This window comes from Vibrio fluvialis, from assembly GCF_900460245.1.
Classification (GTDB): Bacteria; Pseudomonadota; Gammaproteobacteria; order Enterobacterales; family Vibrionaceae; genus Vibrio; species Vibrio fluvialis.
Genome location: NZ_UHIP01000001.1, coordinates 1 through 14,657, shown reverse-complemented (window position 1 = coordinate 14,657; position 14,657 = coordinate 1). Strand labels below are relative to the sequence as shown.

The window sequence follows — 14,657 nt, the reverse complement described above, 5'->3', positions numbered from 1 at the left end:
CAAACTCGTGAGGTGGAAGATGAAACGTTTTTCAGGTTTATGCTTATCGTTGCTGCTCATTGTGCCCCAATGGCTTTACGCACAAAGCGTTTACACATGGGAAGATGAACATGGCGTTGTTCACTTCAGTGATGCTCCGGCCGATACACAAGCCCAGACTCTTCAGTTGCCCGATTATGACGCATCTGCGCCAGAACCCAGCTACGAAGCCGCTCAACCTATTGACCTGCCTGCACCGAAAGCGAACAAAGCAACGCCTGTCGCGTTACAAATCCACCTGACTTCTCCCCAGCCAGACCAAACCATCCGCAATAATCAGGGGCAAATCACCGTCGCGGCCGAGCTGAACCGCTCACTTGGAGTCTCCGAACACCTGCAGCTCGTCATGGATGGCAAACCTTATGGTGCGCCCAGCACCAAAACGGTGTGGGAGCTGAAAAATATTGAACGCGGGTCGCATACCTTTTCAATTCAGGCGTTTGGAAACGGCAAGGTTATTGCATCGTCTCTATTTGTAACGGTGCATTTACATCGAGCGTCCGTGAATTAGGCAAGATCTGCACTAAATAGCTCGATTTCCAACAGTCTCTGACTTTTTCTTTGTGCTCCGTTGCGCCATACTTGACAAAATCAATGCACCAATATTGTGCATTGCATCATTTTGGAACACGGACAAGGACGAACCTGTGAGCGCAGAGCTAAGCGAAACGATACTGAACAACGTTGTAACCGCCACTTTAATGCTGGATGAAACCCTGTGTGTGCGTTATGCCAATCCCGCCGCCGAGCAGTTGTTCTCACAAAGTGCCAAACGCATCATTAATCAACCGCTCTCCAAGCTGATTCAACACGCTTCGATGGATCTGGCGCTACTCTCCCAACCGCTACAGAGCGGACAAAGCATCACCGACAGCGACGTGACGTTTGTGGTGGATGGCAAGCCGCTGATGCTGGAAGTTACCGTCAGCCCGCTGTCGTGGCAGAAAGAACTGATGTTGCTGGTTGAAATGCGCAAGATAGGCCAGCAGCGCCGTCTGACTCAGGAACTCAACCAGCATGCACAGCAACAAGCCGCTAAGCTGTTGGTGCGTGGCCTGGCTCATGAAATCAAGAATCCGCTCGGAGGCCTGCGCGGTGCAGCTCAGTTACTTGAACGCATGCTGCCCGACCAGAGCCTGACCGAATACACCCAAATCATTATCGAGCAAGCCGATCGCCTGCGCGCTCTGGTCGATCGCCTGCTGGGGCCGCAAAAGCCGGGTAAAAAAACCTCCGAAAATTTACACCTGATTCTGGAAAAAGTACGCCAGTTGGTCGAACTGGAAGGCAGTGCCGATCTGCATATTGAACGTGATTACGATCCTAGCCTGCCCAACATCATGATGGACACCTACCAGATTGAGCAGGCGCTATTGAACATTGTCAGTAACGCAGCGCAGATTCTCGCCAACCAGCCACATGGCGTGATTACTCTGCGCACCAGAACAGTGCACCAAGCCAATATTCACGGCCAGCGACATAAGTTGGTGGCCAGAATCGAAATTATTGATAACGGTCCGGGCATTCCGCTAGAACTGCAGGACACCTTGTTCTACCCCATGGTCAGCGGCCGTGAGGGAGGAACCGGGCTCGGCTTATCCATTTCGCAAAACCTGATAGACCAGCACAATGGAAAAATAGACGTAGAAAGCTGGCCAGGAAGAACAACATTTACGATTTATTTACCGATTTGAACGACGTGACCATTCTCACCATGAGAATGGGGGCTGCTGTTGAGGAACCAAACTATGAGTAAAGGATACGTATGGGTTGTCGATGACGACAGCTCGATTCGCTGGGTGATGGAGAAAACCCTGTCATCAGCCAACATCAAGTGCGAAACATTTTCCGATGCCGAAAGTGTGTTAATGGCACTCGAAAGAGAAACGCCTGACGTGCTGGTGTCCGATATTCGCATGCCCGGAATTGACGGCATTGAGTTGCTCCATCAGGTGCACTCACGCTCACCAGAGCTGCCCGTGATCATAATGACCGCGCACTCCGATCTGGATGCTGCCGTCAACGCTTACCAAAAGGGGGCATTCGAATATCTGCCTAAACCGTTTGATGTGGATGAAACCCTGACGCTGGTCGAACGTGCCATCGCCCACGGCCAGGAGCAGCGTAAAGAGCAGTCACAACGCCTGACCCCAACCTATGATGCTCCGGAAATCATCGGCGAAGCGCCGGCGATGCAGGAAGTGTTTCGCGCCATTGGCCGTTTGTCCCGCTCGTCGATTTCAGTGCTGATCAATGGTGAATCCGGTACCGGTAAAGAATTGGTGGCTCATGCACTGCATCGTCACAGCCCACGCGCGCAGAAACCCTTTATCGCACTTAACATGGCGGCCATTCCGAAAGACTTGATCGAATCAGAGCTGTTTGGTCACGAAAAAGGTGCCTTTACCGGCGCGAACAATGTGCGTCAGGGACGTTTTGAGCAGGCCAACGGCGGCACTCTGTTTCTCGACGAAATCGGTGATATGCCTTTAGATATTCAGACGCGCTTGCTGCGCGTACTGGCCGATGGGCAATTTTATCGCGTCGGCGGTCACTCTGCGATCAAGGTGGATGTACGTATTGTCGCGGCCACACACCAGAATCTTGAGAAGCTGGTGCATCAGGGTAAGTTTCGTGAAGACTTGTTTCACCGCCTCAACGTGATTCGAATCCAGATCCCGTCATTGCGTGAGCGGCGTCAGGATATTGATAAATTAACTAAACATTTCCTCGCTTTGGCCGCAAAAGAGTTAGGCGTGGAGATGAAAACCCTGCATCCTAAGACCATCGAGATTCTTAATCGCCTCGACTGGCCAGGCAACGTTCGCCAGTTGGAAAACATGTGCCGCTGGCTGACCGTAATGGCGAGTGGGACAGAGGTACTGCCGAGCGACCTGCCTTCCGAGTTGCTGGCCGAGAAGAAAAACGTCGATTTCGACAGTGATGTCAGCTGGCAGAAACAGCTGGAGTCCTGGGCGAAATCCGCTCTCGCTTCAGGAGAAACTGAGATACTGTCTTACGCACTCCCGGAGTTTGAACGTATACTTTTAGAAGCAGCGCTCAACCATACCAATGGCCATAAGCAGGATGCCGCAAAAGTATTAGGCTGGGGACGCAATACACTCACACGTAAATTGAAAGAGTTGTATTAAAGGACTTTTGTTGTCTCCACTGCCAATGCCCCGAATCACAGGCCATTATTGCAGAATCAGGATATGCCGTTCAGACAACAGATGACTTTGAAAACCGCTGTGTTATTCCCTTTCGTGATCATTATTCTGGTGACGATCGGTGTCATTGGAGCGGTTCAGAAATACAGCTACGAACAGATGGTGCAGGATGTGAGCCGCAAACAGCTCACCTTCCTGACCCACAACGTTGACCAACGCTTACACGCCTTTCTCGATGAACCGTTCCGTGCTAATCAGAGCATGAGCCACAGCATCGGCTTTCACCATCTGTATCAGCCCAATGACTCACAGCAGATCGAACAATTTCTGGTTTCCGGCTTCAGCGACCTGTACCGCCCGATTTCTCAAATCGATGTGATGAGTTTTGCTGGCATCAACGGCGAATTTGTCGGCTTTCGCAAGGAAGACAATCAGAGCTTCACGCTGATGCTCAAAGACAGCCGCACAAAGCAGCAGCTCACGATTTACCATGGCGATTCTGTCAGCGATGAAATCCGTTCCGTGATAGCCGGATACGATCCCCGTACTCGTCCCTTCTATACGCCAGTGGCAGCGAATCCACATCCGATGTGGTCATCGGTGTATACCAACATGGACGAACGCCAGGACATCACGTTATCTGCTCTGACACCAGTGATGCAACAAACCCAGTTTGTCGGCGTCATGGTCACCGACGTCAAAATCAGCACCTTTAACACTTTTCTCCACATGCTGAAACGTGAAACTAATGCCGACGTGTATATCTTTGACGAAACCCAGCGCCTGATCGCACATTCAGCGCCAACGGGCGTTGTCTCGTGGGGCACCGAGTATTCACCCAAAGGCGATCGACTCACCACTCAGGAAACCCCGAATCCGGTGTTGAAAGCCAGTGCCATCGAGATTTCCCGCGTTCTGCAAAGCGCGCATACCCTGCCGAAAGAGGTGTTCAGTACCGAGGTCGATGGCGCGCGCTATTTCAACCAAGTGACGTCGGTCGAGGACGAACATGGGCTCAAGTGGTACATCAATGTCACCATCTCCGAAGCAGACCTTCTAGGCTCTCTGCCGCAAAACCAGCGCAACAGCTGGTTGCTGGGCCTGATCGTCAGCCTGTTTGGGATTGGCATCGGCTTTATCACCTTTAACCGCATCACGGCGCCCATTACCTCTACCGCGGCGGCAGCAAAACATCTGGCGCAGGGAGATTGGGACAGCCCAATGCCCAAACCGGGCAAGATCTACGAAACCAGTATGATGGTGTTTGCCTTTACGGAAATGGCGAACAACCTTAAAGCGTCATTTAAAGCGCTGCGCGAGCAACTCATCTACGATTCGCTGACCAAGGTTTACAGTCGCGAAGGCATGATAGACAGCTGTAACCAATTGCCAACGTTGCATGGCAGCCTGTTCTTGATTGGCATCGATAAGTTTAGAGACATCAATGACAGCCTTGGCCATCACCAGGCCGATCAGCTGCTCGTCCTCATCGCCCAACGCCTGAAAACCGTCAGTCACGACAACAGCTACATCGCCCGTATCGGTGGTGATGAGTTCGCCATCTATCTTCCTCAATGCGATGACATTCCGGCCATCAAGCAGTTTGCCCAACAGTTGCTGCAACTGTTCGCCACGCCATTCAATATGCCGAATGAAAACATCGCCGTGAACATATCGGTGGGTATTGTTCATGGGCTTGAACCTGCCAGCATGACGGTGTGGCTGCGCAACGGCAGCATCGCATTAAGTAACGCCAAGCAAGACTCGACCCGTCTCAGTTACTATGTGCCGGAGATGGCCGATGTTTCTCGCAAGCGAACCCAAATGGTGACGCAGATTAAGCTGGCGCTGGAAAACCACGAGTTTGTTCCGTTCTATCAACCAATAGTTGACCTGCACAGCGGCGAAGTGTTGGGAGCAGAAGCCTTAGCGCGCTGGCTGTCGCCAGAATACGGTTTAGTACCACCCATGGACTTCATCCCGATTGCAGAAGAAAGCGGGCTTATTAACGCGATTGGCGAACAAATCCTGCGACAAGCATGCTGCGATACCGTGAAAGGTATCGAGCAAGGGAAATGGGCCGCCGACTTCCAGATGCACGTTAATTTGTCAGTCAATCAGCTTTCCCATCCTGAATTCATGCCACAGCTTGAAGAAACGCTGCGTGTCACGGGCATGCAACCGAACAATCTGACGCTGGAAATTACCGAATCCCGTATCGTCAATAACGACCCGGTGATTTTAAACACCATGCACTCCATCAAGCGCTTGGGGATCCGTCTGGCGATTGACGACTTTGGGACCGGCTACAGTTCGCTCGCCTATCTGTATAAGCTGCCTTTCGATTGCCTTAAGATCGATCGTGCTTTCGTTTCTCTACTAAAGCAAGAACAGTATGAAAGCAGCATTGCAGCCACCATCATCAATCTGGCCAACAGTTTTAAGGTCAACATCGTTGCAGAAGGCATTGAAACACCTGAACAGGCCGAATTGCTAGCCAAACTTGGCTGCCCACAAGGACAGGGGTTCTTGTTCAACAAACCGATGTCGTACCATGAGTGGCCAACAGATCTGGTTAACATGAAGAGAATATCAGCAAAATAGCACTCGATTCGCCATTCTCACTACTGACACCGCAAGGTTTGGTTTTTATACTTAGCGCAGATTTTGACTTGGTAGACGATAATGATTACGAAAAATATTCCACTCACTGATTTACACCGCCATCTTGACGGTAACATTCGCACTCAAACCATTCTCGACCTCGGTCAAAAATTTGGTGTGGCTCTGCCAGCCTACACCGTTGCGGATCTCACTCCGCACGTACAGATCGTTGAAGCTGAGCCATCACTGGTTGCTTTCCTGTCTAAACTAGACTGGGGTGTGGCAGTACTGGGCGATCTGGACGCTTGCCGCCGCGTTGCGTATGAAAACGTGGAAGACGCACTCAACGCGCAAATTGATTACGCTGAGCTGCGCTTCTCACCGTACTACATGGCGATGAAACACAACTTGCCTGTCGCGGGTGTAGTTGAAGCGGTTGTCGACGGCGTAAAAGCCGGCGTGCGCGATTTTGGCGTACAAGCCAACCTGATTGGCATCATGAGCCGTACTTTTGGCACAGACGCTTGTCAGCAAGAACTGGACGCGATTCTGAGCCAGAAAGATCATATTGTGGCCGTCGACCTTGCCGGTGATGAGCTCGGCCAGCCCGGCGATCGTTTCGTCAGCCATTTTAAACAGGTACGCGATGCAGGCCTGCATATTACTGTTCACGCAGGAGAAGCGGCTGGTCCGGAAAGTATGTGGCAAGCGATTCGTGACTTAGGCGCGACCCGTATTGGTCATGGGGTGAAAGCGATTCACGATCCGCAGCTAATGGATTATTTAGCAAAACATCGCATTGGTATTGAGTCATGTCTGACATCCAACATTCAAACCAGTACAGTAGAAAGCTTGGCATTACACCCTCTCAAGCGCTTTCTTGAGTATGGAGTACTCGCCTGTCTAAATACTGATGATCCTGCCGTAGAGGGCATTGAGCTGCCATACGAGTATGAAGTTGCTGCTCCTCAAGCCGGATTGAGCCAAGAGCAGATTCGTCAGGCGCAATTAAACAGCTTGGAACTGGCATTCTTGTCCGATACCGATAAACAGACGCTGAAAGCCAAAGTCGCTCAACGCGTTTAGTATAAAGAATCTATCTCTTACCAAGCCGATGTCCTGCATCGGCTTTTTTATATCTTTGCTCTCCCCTAACCACTCAGAAACACCGCACCAAGGGGTCACAACTTTCGGCCCAGATTCGCACACTCTCTTCCGCAAGCCTTCAAGACAAGGTTCTGTAGTGCACCAGTCTGAAGCCAACCTGAGCAATGCCAAGCAAGAGAAGCCAGGTCTATCTTTACCAAACAGAGGCGCGATGACAACAAAGCCGAAGGGGTAAGAGCCTGAGATAGGTAACAATCCGTTAGCCGTTAGGAATAACACTTAAGAGCGACAAAGCGCTGGGGCGAGAGAAAGAGGAGAGCGAAGCGCTCAGTGAGGCTGGTGAGTGTAGAGGTTTACCACTCCCAGATAACAAAAAACCCCAGCATTGCTGCTGAGGTCTTAAATAAGTGGCGGAGCGGACGGGACTCGAACCCGCGACCCCCGGCGTGACAGGCCGGTATTCTAACCAACTGAACTACCGCTCCGCACTGGTTAGACTCAAGAGTCTAAATTTAAAGCCTGGCGATGTTCTACTCTCACATGGGGAGACCCCACACTACCATCGACGCTGTTTCGTTTCACTTCTGAGTTCGGAATGGGATCAGGTGGGTCCAAAACGCTATGGTCGCCAAGCAAATTCTTAAAATTCGGAAAGCTGTTTTTCGTTCTCTCAACACATTCTTATGCGCTTAGCTTTGAGTCCACTACAAAACCCCTTGGGTGTTGTATGGTTAAGCCTCACGGGCAATTAGTACAGGTTAGCTCAACGCCTCACAACGCTTACACACCCTGCCTATCAACGTTCTAGTCTCGAACAACCCTTTAGGATACTTAAAGTATCAGGGAAGACTCATCTCAGGGCTCGCTTCCCGCTTAGATGCTTTCAGCGGTTATCGATTCCGAACTTAGCTACCGGGCAATGCGTCTGGCGACACAACCCGAACACCAGAGGTTCGTCCACTCCGGTCCTCTCGTACTAGGAGCAGCCCCCTTCAATCTTCCAACGCCCACGGCAGATAGGGACCGAACTGTCTCACGACGTTCTAAACCCAGCTCGCGTACCACTTTAAATGGCGAACAGCCATACCCTTGGGACCGACTTCAGCCCCAGGATGTGATGAGCCGACATCGAGGTGCCAAACACCGCCGTCGATATGAACTCTTGGGCGGTATCAGCCTGTTATCCCCGGAGTACCTTTTATCCGTTGAGCGATGGCCCTTCCATACAGAACCACCGGATCACTATGACCTGCTTTCGCACCTGCTCGAACCGTCATTCTCGCAGTTAAGCGGGCTTATGCCATTGCACTAACCTCACGATGTCCAACCGTGATTAGCCCACCTTCGTGCTCCTCCGTTACTCTTTGGGAGGAGACCGCCCCAGTCAAACTACCCACCAGGCACTGTCCTCACCCCGGATAACGGGGCTAAGTTAGAACATCAAACATACAAGGGTGGTATTTCAAGGACGGCTCCAACGCAACTAGCGTCACGTCTTCAAAGCCTCCCACCTATCCTACACATGTAGGTTCAATGTTCAGTGCCAAGCTGTAGTAAAGGTTCACGGGGTCTTTCCGTCTAGCCGCGGGTACACTGCATCTTCACAGCGATTTCAATTTCACTGAGTCTCGGGTGGAGACAGCGTGGCCATCATTACGCCATTCGTGCAGGTCGGAACTTACCCGACAAGGAATTTCGCTACCTTAGGACCGTTATAGTTACGGCCGCCGTTTACCGGGGCTTCGATCAAGAGCTTCGCTTACGCTAACCCCATCAATTAACCTTCCGGCACCGGGCAGGCGTCACACCGTATACGTCATCTTACGATTTTGCACAGTGCTGTGTTTTTAATAAACAGTTGCAGCCACCTGGTATCTGCGACTCTCATCAGCTCCATCCGCGAGGGACTTCACCATCAAGAGCGTACCTTCTCCCGAAGTTACGGTACCATTTTGCCTAGTTCCTTCACCCGAGTTCTCTCAAGCGCCTTGGTATTCTCTACCCGACCACCTGTGTCGGTTTGGGGTACGATTCCTTACAATCTGAAGCTTAGAGGCTTTTCCTGGAAGCATGGCATCAATGACTTCACTACCGTAGTAGCTCGACGTCGTGTCTCAGCCTTAGAGAGAGCCGGATTTACCTAACCCTCAAGCCTACGCACTTGAACCTGGACAACCGTCGCCAGGCCCACCTAGCCTTCTCCGTCCCCCCATCGCAATTGTAAGAAGTACGGGAATATTAACCCGTTTCCCATCGACTACGCCTTTCGGCCTCGCCTTAGGGGTCGACTTACCCTGCCCCGATTAACGTTGGACAGGAACCCTTGGTCTTCCGGCGGGGAGGTTTTTCACCCCCCTTGTCGTTACTCATGTCAGCATTCGCACTTCTGATACCTCCAGCATGCTTTACAACACACCTTCAACGGCTTACAGAACGCTCCCCTACCCAATACGATAAATCGCATTGCCGCAGCTTCGGTTTACAGCTTAGCCCCGTTACATCTTCCGCGCAGGCCGACTCGACTAGTGAGCTATTACGCTTTCTTTAAATGATGGCTGCTTCTAAGCCAACATCCTAGCTGTCTGAGCCTTCCCACATCGTTTCCCACTTAGCTGTAATTTGGGACCTTAGCTGGCGGTCTGGGTTGTTTCCCTCTCCACGACGGACGTTAGCACCCGCCGTGTGTCTCCCGGATAGTACTTACTGGTATTCGGAGTTTGCAAAGGGTTGGTAAGTCGGGATGACCCCCTAGCCTTAACAGTGCTCTACCCCCAGTAGTATTCGTCCGAGGCGCTACCTAAATAGCTTTCGGGGAGAACCAGCTATCTCCGAGTTTGATTGGCCTTTCACCCCTAGCCACAAGTCATCCGCTAATTTTTCAACATTAGTCGGTTCGGTCCTCCAGTTGATGTTACTCAACCTTCAACCTGCCCATGGCTAGATCACCCGGTTTCGGGTCTATATCCAGAGACTGAACGCCCAGTTAAGACTCGGTTTCCCTACGGCTCCCCTAAATGGTTAACCTTGCCACTGAATATAAGTCGCTGACCCATTATACAAAAGGTACGCAGTCACCCCACGAAGAGGCTCCTACTGCTTGTACGTACACGGTTTCAGGTTCTATTTCACTCCCCTCACAGGGGTTCTTTTCGCCTTTCCCTCACGGTACTGGTTCACTATCGGTCAGTCAGGAGTATTTAGCCTTGGAGGATGGTCCCCCCATATTCAGACAGGATAACACGTGTCCCGCCCTACTCGATTTCACTGAACATGCGCTGTCGGCTACGGGGCTATCACCCTGTTTCGCGGTCCTTTCCAGAACCTTCACCTGACGCATGTAAAGCTTAAGGGCTAATCCAATTTCGCTCGCCGCTACTATCGGAATCTCGGTTGATTTCTTCTCCTCGGGGTACTTAGATGTTTCAGTTCCCCCGGTTCGCTTCATTAACCTATGTATTCAGTTAATGATAACTGCTTATGCAGTTGGGTTTCCCCATTCGGAAATCTCAGACTCAAGTGGCTGTTACTGCCTAATCTGAGCTTATCGCAAGTTACTACGTCCTTCATCGCCTCTGACTGCCAAGGCATCCACCGTGTACGCTTAGTCACTTAACCATACAACCCGAAGGAGTTTCGGGTTGTTGTTAAACAACCTAGGTGTCACACATTTATTTTTCATGAGTGTGTGACTGATTTTGCCGGACTCAATTTGAAGACTTACTGAAACAGTAAGCTTCGATACCAAGCACACTTGAATGTGTTTGTTGGTGTATTCCGTTAAGGAATACATTGAGAACTTTACAAACAATCTTTTAAAAGATTGTTTTGTCAGCTTTCCAAATTGTTAAAGAGCAGATTTTCTACTGAAAACCATGTTTAAGAACACTTAAGCAAATGTGCTTAAAGATGGTGGAGCTAAGCAGGATCGAACTGCTGACCTCCTGCGTGCAAGGCAGGCGCTCTCCCAGCTGAGCTATAGCCCCATCAGGTGTTGATACTGTGTGCCAATCCTCTGGGAGGAAGATTGGTGGGTCTGAGTGGACTCGAACCACCGACCTCTCGCTTATCAGGCGAACGCTCTAACCACCTGAGCTACAGACCCAGTATCGTCTCTAAAACGTATAAACCATCAATCTGTGTGAACACTCATCGCAATAATCATTCGTATAAGGAGGTGATCCAGCGCCAGGTTCCCCTAGCGCTACCTTGTTACGACTTCACCCCAGTCATGAACCACAAAGTGGCAAGCGTCCTCCCGAAGGTTAAACTACCTGCTTCTTTTGCAGCCCACTCCATGGTGTGACGGGCGGTGTGTACAAGGCCCGGGAACGTATTCACCGTGACATTCTGATTCACGATTACTAGCGATTCCGACTTCATGGAGTCGAGTTGCAGACTCCAATCCGGACTACGACGCACTTTTTGGGATTCGCTCACTTTCGCAAGTTGGCCGCCCTCTGTATGCGCCATTGTAGCACGTGTGTAGCCCTACTCGTAAGGGCCATGATGACTTGACGTCGTCCCCACCTTCCTCCGGTTTATCACCGGCAGTCTCCCTGGAGTTCCCGACATTACTCGCTGGCAAACAAGGATAAGGGTTGCGCTCGTTGCGGGACTTAACCCAACATTTCACAACACGAGCTGACGACAGCCATGCAGCACCTGTCTCAGAGTTCCCGAAGGCACCAAAGCATCTCTGCTAAGTTCTCTGGATGTCAAGAGTAGGTAAGGTTCTTCGCGTTGCATCGAATTAAACCACATGCTCCACCGCTTGTGCGGGCCCCCGTCAATTCATTTGAGTTTTAATCTTGCGACCGTACTCCCCAGGCGGTCTACTTAACGCGTTAGCTCCGAAAAGCCACGGCTCAAGGCCACAACCTCCAAGTAGACATCGTTTACGGCGTGGACTACCAGGGTATCTAATCCTGTTTGCTCCCCACGCTTTCGCATCTGAGTGTCAGTAATCTGTCCAGGGGGCCGCCTTCGCCACCGGTATTCCTTCAGATCTCTACGCATTTCACCGCTACACCTGAAATTCTACCCCCCTCTACAGTACTCTTAGCCTGCCAGTTTCAAATGCAATTCCGAGGTTGAGCCCGGCTTTCACATCTGACTTAACAAACCACCTGCATGCGCTTTACGCCCAGTAATTCCGATTAACGCTCGCACCCTCCGTATTACCGCGGCTGCTGGCACGGAGTTAGCCGGTGCTTCTTCTGCAGCTAACGTCAAAAGATACCGCTATTAACGATACCTCCTTCCTCACTGCTGAAAGTACTTTACAACCCGAAGGCCTTCTTCATACACGCGGCATGGCTGCATCAGGCTTGCGCCCATTGTGCAATATTCCCCACTGCTGCCTCCCGTAGGAGTCTGGACCGTGTCTCAGTTCCAGTGTGGCTGATCATCCTCTCAGACCAGCTAGGGATCGTCGCCTTGGTGAGCCCTTACCTCACCAACTAGCTAATCCCACCTGGGCATATCCTGACGCGAGAGGCCCGAAGGTCCCCCTCTTTGAGCCGAAGCTATCATGCGGTATTAGCCATCGTTTCCAATGGTTATCCCCCACATCAGGGCAATTTCCCAGGCATTACTCACCCGTCCGCCGCTCGCCGCCCAACAAATCCCCCGAAGGTTCAATGTTGTCGCTGCCGCTCGACTTGCATGTGTTAGGCCTGCCGCCAGCGTTCAATCTGAGCCATGATCAAACTCTTCAATTAAAGTTTTGGCTCAATGAATACTGATAACATTACTATGTAATGTTGAATTGACTGTGCTCGATACCGAAGTATCAAATTGGTCACTCAGTTCATTGATAAATCTTTTGCGATTATCATCAACGAGTGCCCACACAGATTGATAGGTTTATATTGTTAAAGAGCTTTGCTTTCAGTGCGTTAGCACGTAGGCAGGACGCGTATATTACGCTTCACACCGTGAAAGTCAACATAAAACTCTAAGTTTTTTAGAGCCCTATGGTGACTTGCTTAAAGTTTAAGCAAGTGCAAATTAAAGCCTGGCGATGTTCTACTCTCACATGGGGAGACCCCACACTACCATCGACGCTGTTTCGTTTCACTTCTGAGTTCGGAATGGGATCAGGTGGGTCCAAAACGCTATGGTCGCCAAGCAAATTCTTAAAATTCGGAAAGCTGTTTTTCGTTCTCTCAACACATTCTTATGCGCTTAGCTTTGAGTCCACTACAAAACCCCTTGGGTGTTGTATGGTTAAGCCTCACGGGCAATTAGTACAGGTTAGCTCAACGCCTCACAACGCTTACACACCCTGCCTATCAACGTTCTAGTCTCGAACAACCCTTTAGGATACTTAAAGTATCAGGGAAGACTCATCTCAGGGCTCGCTTCCCGCTTAGATGCTTTCAGCGGTTATCGATTCCGAACTTAGCTACCGGGCAATGCGTCTGGCGACACAACCCGAACACCAGAGGTTCGTCCACTCCGGTCCTCTCGTACTAGGAGCAGCCCCCTTCAATCTTCCAACGCCCACGGCAGATAGGGACCGAACTGTCTCACGACGTTCTAAACCAGCTCGCGCGTACCACTTTAAATGGCGAACAGCCATACCCTTGGGACCGACTTCAGCCCCAGGATGTGATGAGCCGACATCGAGGTGCCAAACACCGCCGTCGATATGAACTCTTGGGCGGTATCAGCCTGTTATCCCCGGAGTACCTTTTATCCGTTGAGCGATGGCCCTTCCATACAGAACCACCGGATCACTATGACCTGCTTTCGCACCTGCTCGAACCGTCATTCTCGCAGTTAAGCGGGCTTATGCCATTGCACTAACCTCACGATGTCCAACCGTGATTAGCCCACCTTCGTGCTCCTCCGTTACTCTTTGGGAGGAGACCGCCCCAGTCAAACTACCCACCAGGCACTGTCCTCACCCCGGATAACGGGGCTAAGTTAGAACATCAAACATACAAGGGTGGTATTTCAAGGACGGCTCCAACGCAACTAGCGTCACGTCTTCAAAGCCTCCCACCTATCCTACACATGTAGGTTCAATGTTCAGTGCCAAGCTGTAGTAAAGGTTCACGGGGTCTTTCCGTCTAGCCGCGGGTACACTGCATCTTCACACAGCGATTTCAATTTCACTGAGTCTCGGGTGGAGACAGCGTGGCCATCATTACGCCATTCGTGCAGGTCGGAACTTACCCGACAAGGAATTTCGCTACCTTAGGACCGTTATAGTTACGGCCGCCGTTTACCGGGGCTTCGATCAAGAGCTTCGCTTACGCTAACCCCATCAATTAACCTTCCGGCACCGGGCAGGCGTCACACCGTATACGTCATCTTACGATTTTGCACAGTGCTGTGTTTTTAATAAACAGTTGCAGCCACCTGGTATCTGCGACTCTCATCAGCTCCATCCGCGAGGGACTTCACCATCAAGAGCGTACCTTCTCCCGAAGTTACGGTACCATTTTGCCTAGTTCCTTCACCCGAGTTCTCTCAAGCGCCTTGGTATTCTCTACCCGACCACCTGTGTCGGTTTGGGGTACGATTCCTTACAATCTGAAGCTTAGAGGCTTTTCCTGGAAGCATGGCATCAATGACTTCACTACCGTAGTAGCTCGACGTCGTGTCTCAGCCTTAGAGAGAGCCGGATTTACCTAACCCTCAAGCCTACGCACTTGAACCTGGACAACCGTCGCCAGGCCCACCTAGCCTTCTCCGTCCCCCCATCGCAATTGTAAGAAGTACGGGAAT

5 protein-coding genes, 3 tRNA genes and 5 rRNA genes are annotated in these 14,657 nt (G+C 51.1%); 5 read left to right on the top strand and 8 right to left on the bottom strand.

The window, feature by feature from the left end:
- Positions 1-19 precede the first annotated feature (19 nt).
- From DYA43_RS00065 to add, 5 genes are all read left to right on the top strand, one after another.
- A complete protein-coding gene (locus DYA43_RS00065; protein WP_061057123.1) occupies positions 20-550 on the top strand; it encodes a DUF4124 domain-containing protein in 531 nt (176 codons plus the stop codon).
- A gap of 136 nt (positions 551-686) precedes the next feature.
- Entirely contained in the window at positions 687-1,733 is a 1,047-nt protein-coding gene (gene glnL, locus DYA43_RS00060) for a nitrogen regulation protein NR(II) (RefSeq protein WP_020329311.1), read from the top strand.
- Positions 1,734-1,787: 54 nt separating this feature from the next.
- A complete protein-coding gene (gene glnG, locus DYA43_RS00055) occupies positions 1,788-3,191 on the top strand; it encodes a nitrogen regulation protein NR(I) (RefSeq protein WP_020329310.1) in 1,404 nt (467 codons plus the stop codon).
- 63 nt (positions 3,192-3,254) lie between these two features.
- Positions 3,255-5,813: a phosphodiesterase GepA gene (gepA, locus tag DYA43_RS00050; protein WP_061057122.1), complete on the top strand. Its 2,559-nt coding sequence runs from the start codon at positions 3,255-3,257 to the stop codon at positions 5,811-5,813.
- An 81-nt stretch (positions 5,814-5,894) separates the two neighbouring features.
- Positions 5,895-6,899: an adenosine deaminase gene (gene add / locus DYA43_RS00045; protein WP_061057121.1), complete on the top strand. Its 1,005-nt coding sequence runs from the start codon at positions 5,895-5,897 to the stop codon at positions 6,897-6,899.
- Between the two features lie 429 nt (positions 6,900-7,328).
- On the opposite strand, the gene DYA43_RS00040 is transcribed toward add, so the two are convergent.
- The 8 genes from DYA43_RS00040 to DYA43_RS00005 all read right to left on the bottom strand — a co-directional run.
- Positions 7,329-7,405: transfer RNA gene (locus tag DYA43_RS00040), tRNA-Asp, on the bottom strand.
- 32 nt (positions 7,406-7,437) lie between these two features.
- Positions 7,438-7,553 (bottom strand): 5S ribosomal RNA (gene rrf, locus DYA43_RS00035).
- Between the two features lie 94 nt (positions 7,554-7,647).
- Positions 7,648-10,535 (bottom strand): 23S ribosomal RNA (locus DYA43_RS00030).
- A gap of 292 nt (positions 10,536-10,827) precedes the next feature.
- Positions 10,828-10,903: transfer RNA gene (locus DYA43_RS00025), tRNA-Ala, on the bottom strand.
- A 42-nt stretch (positions 10,904-10,945) separates the two neighbouring features.
- Positions 10,946-11,022, bottom strand: a tRNA-Ile gene (locus tag DYA43_RS00020).
- Between the two features lie 65 nt (positions 11,023-11,087).
- Positions 11,088-12,640: ribosomal RNA gene (locus DYA43_RS00015) — 16S ribosomal RNA — on the bottom strand.
- Between the two features lie 294 nt (positions 12,641-12,934).
- Positions 12,935-13,050: ribosomal RNA gene (gene rrf, locus DYA43_RS00010) — 5S ribosomal RNA — on the bottom strand.
- 94 nt (positions 13,051-13,144) lie between these two features.
- Positions 13,145-14,657 (bottom strand): 23S ribosomal RNA (locus DYA43_RS00005); the annotation flags it as partial.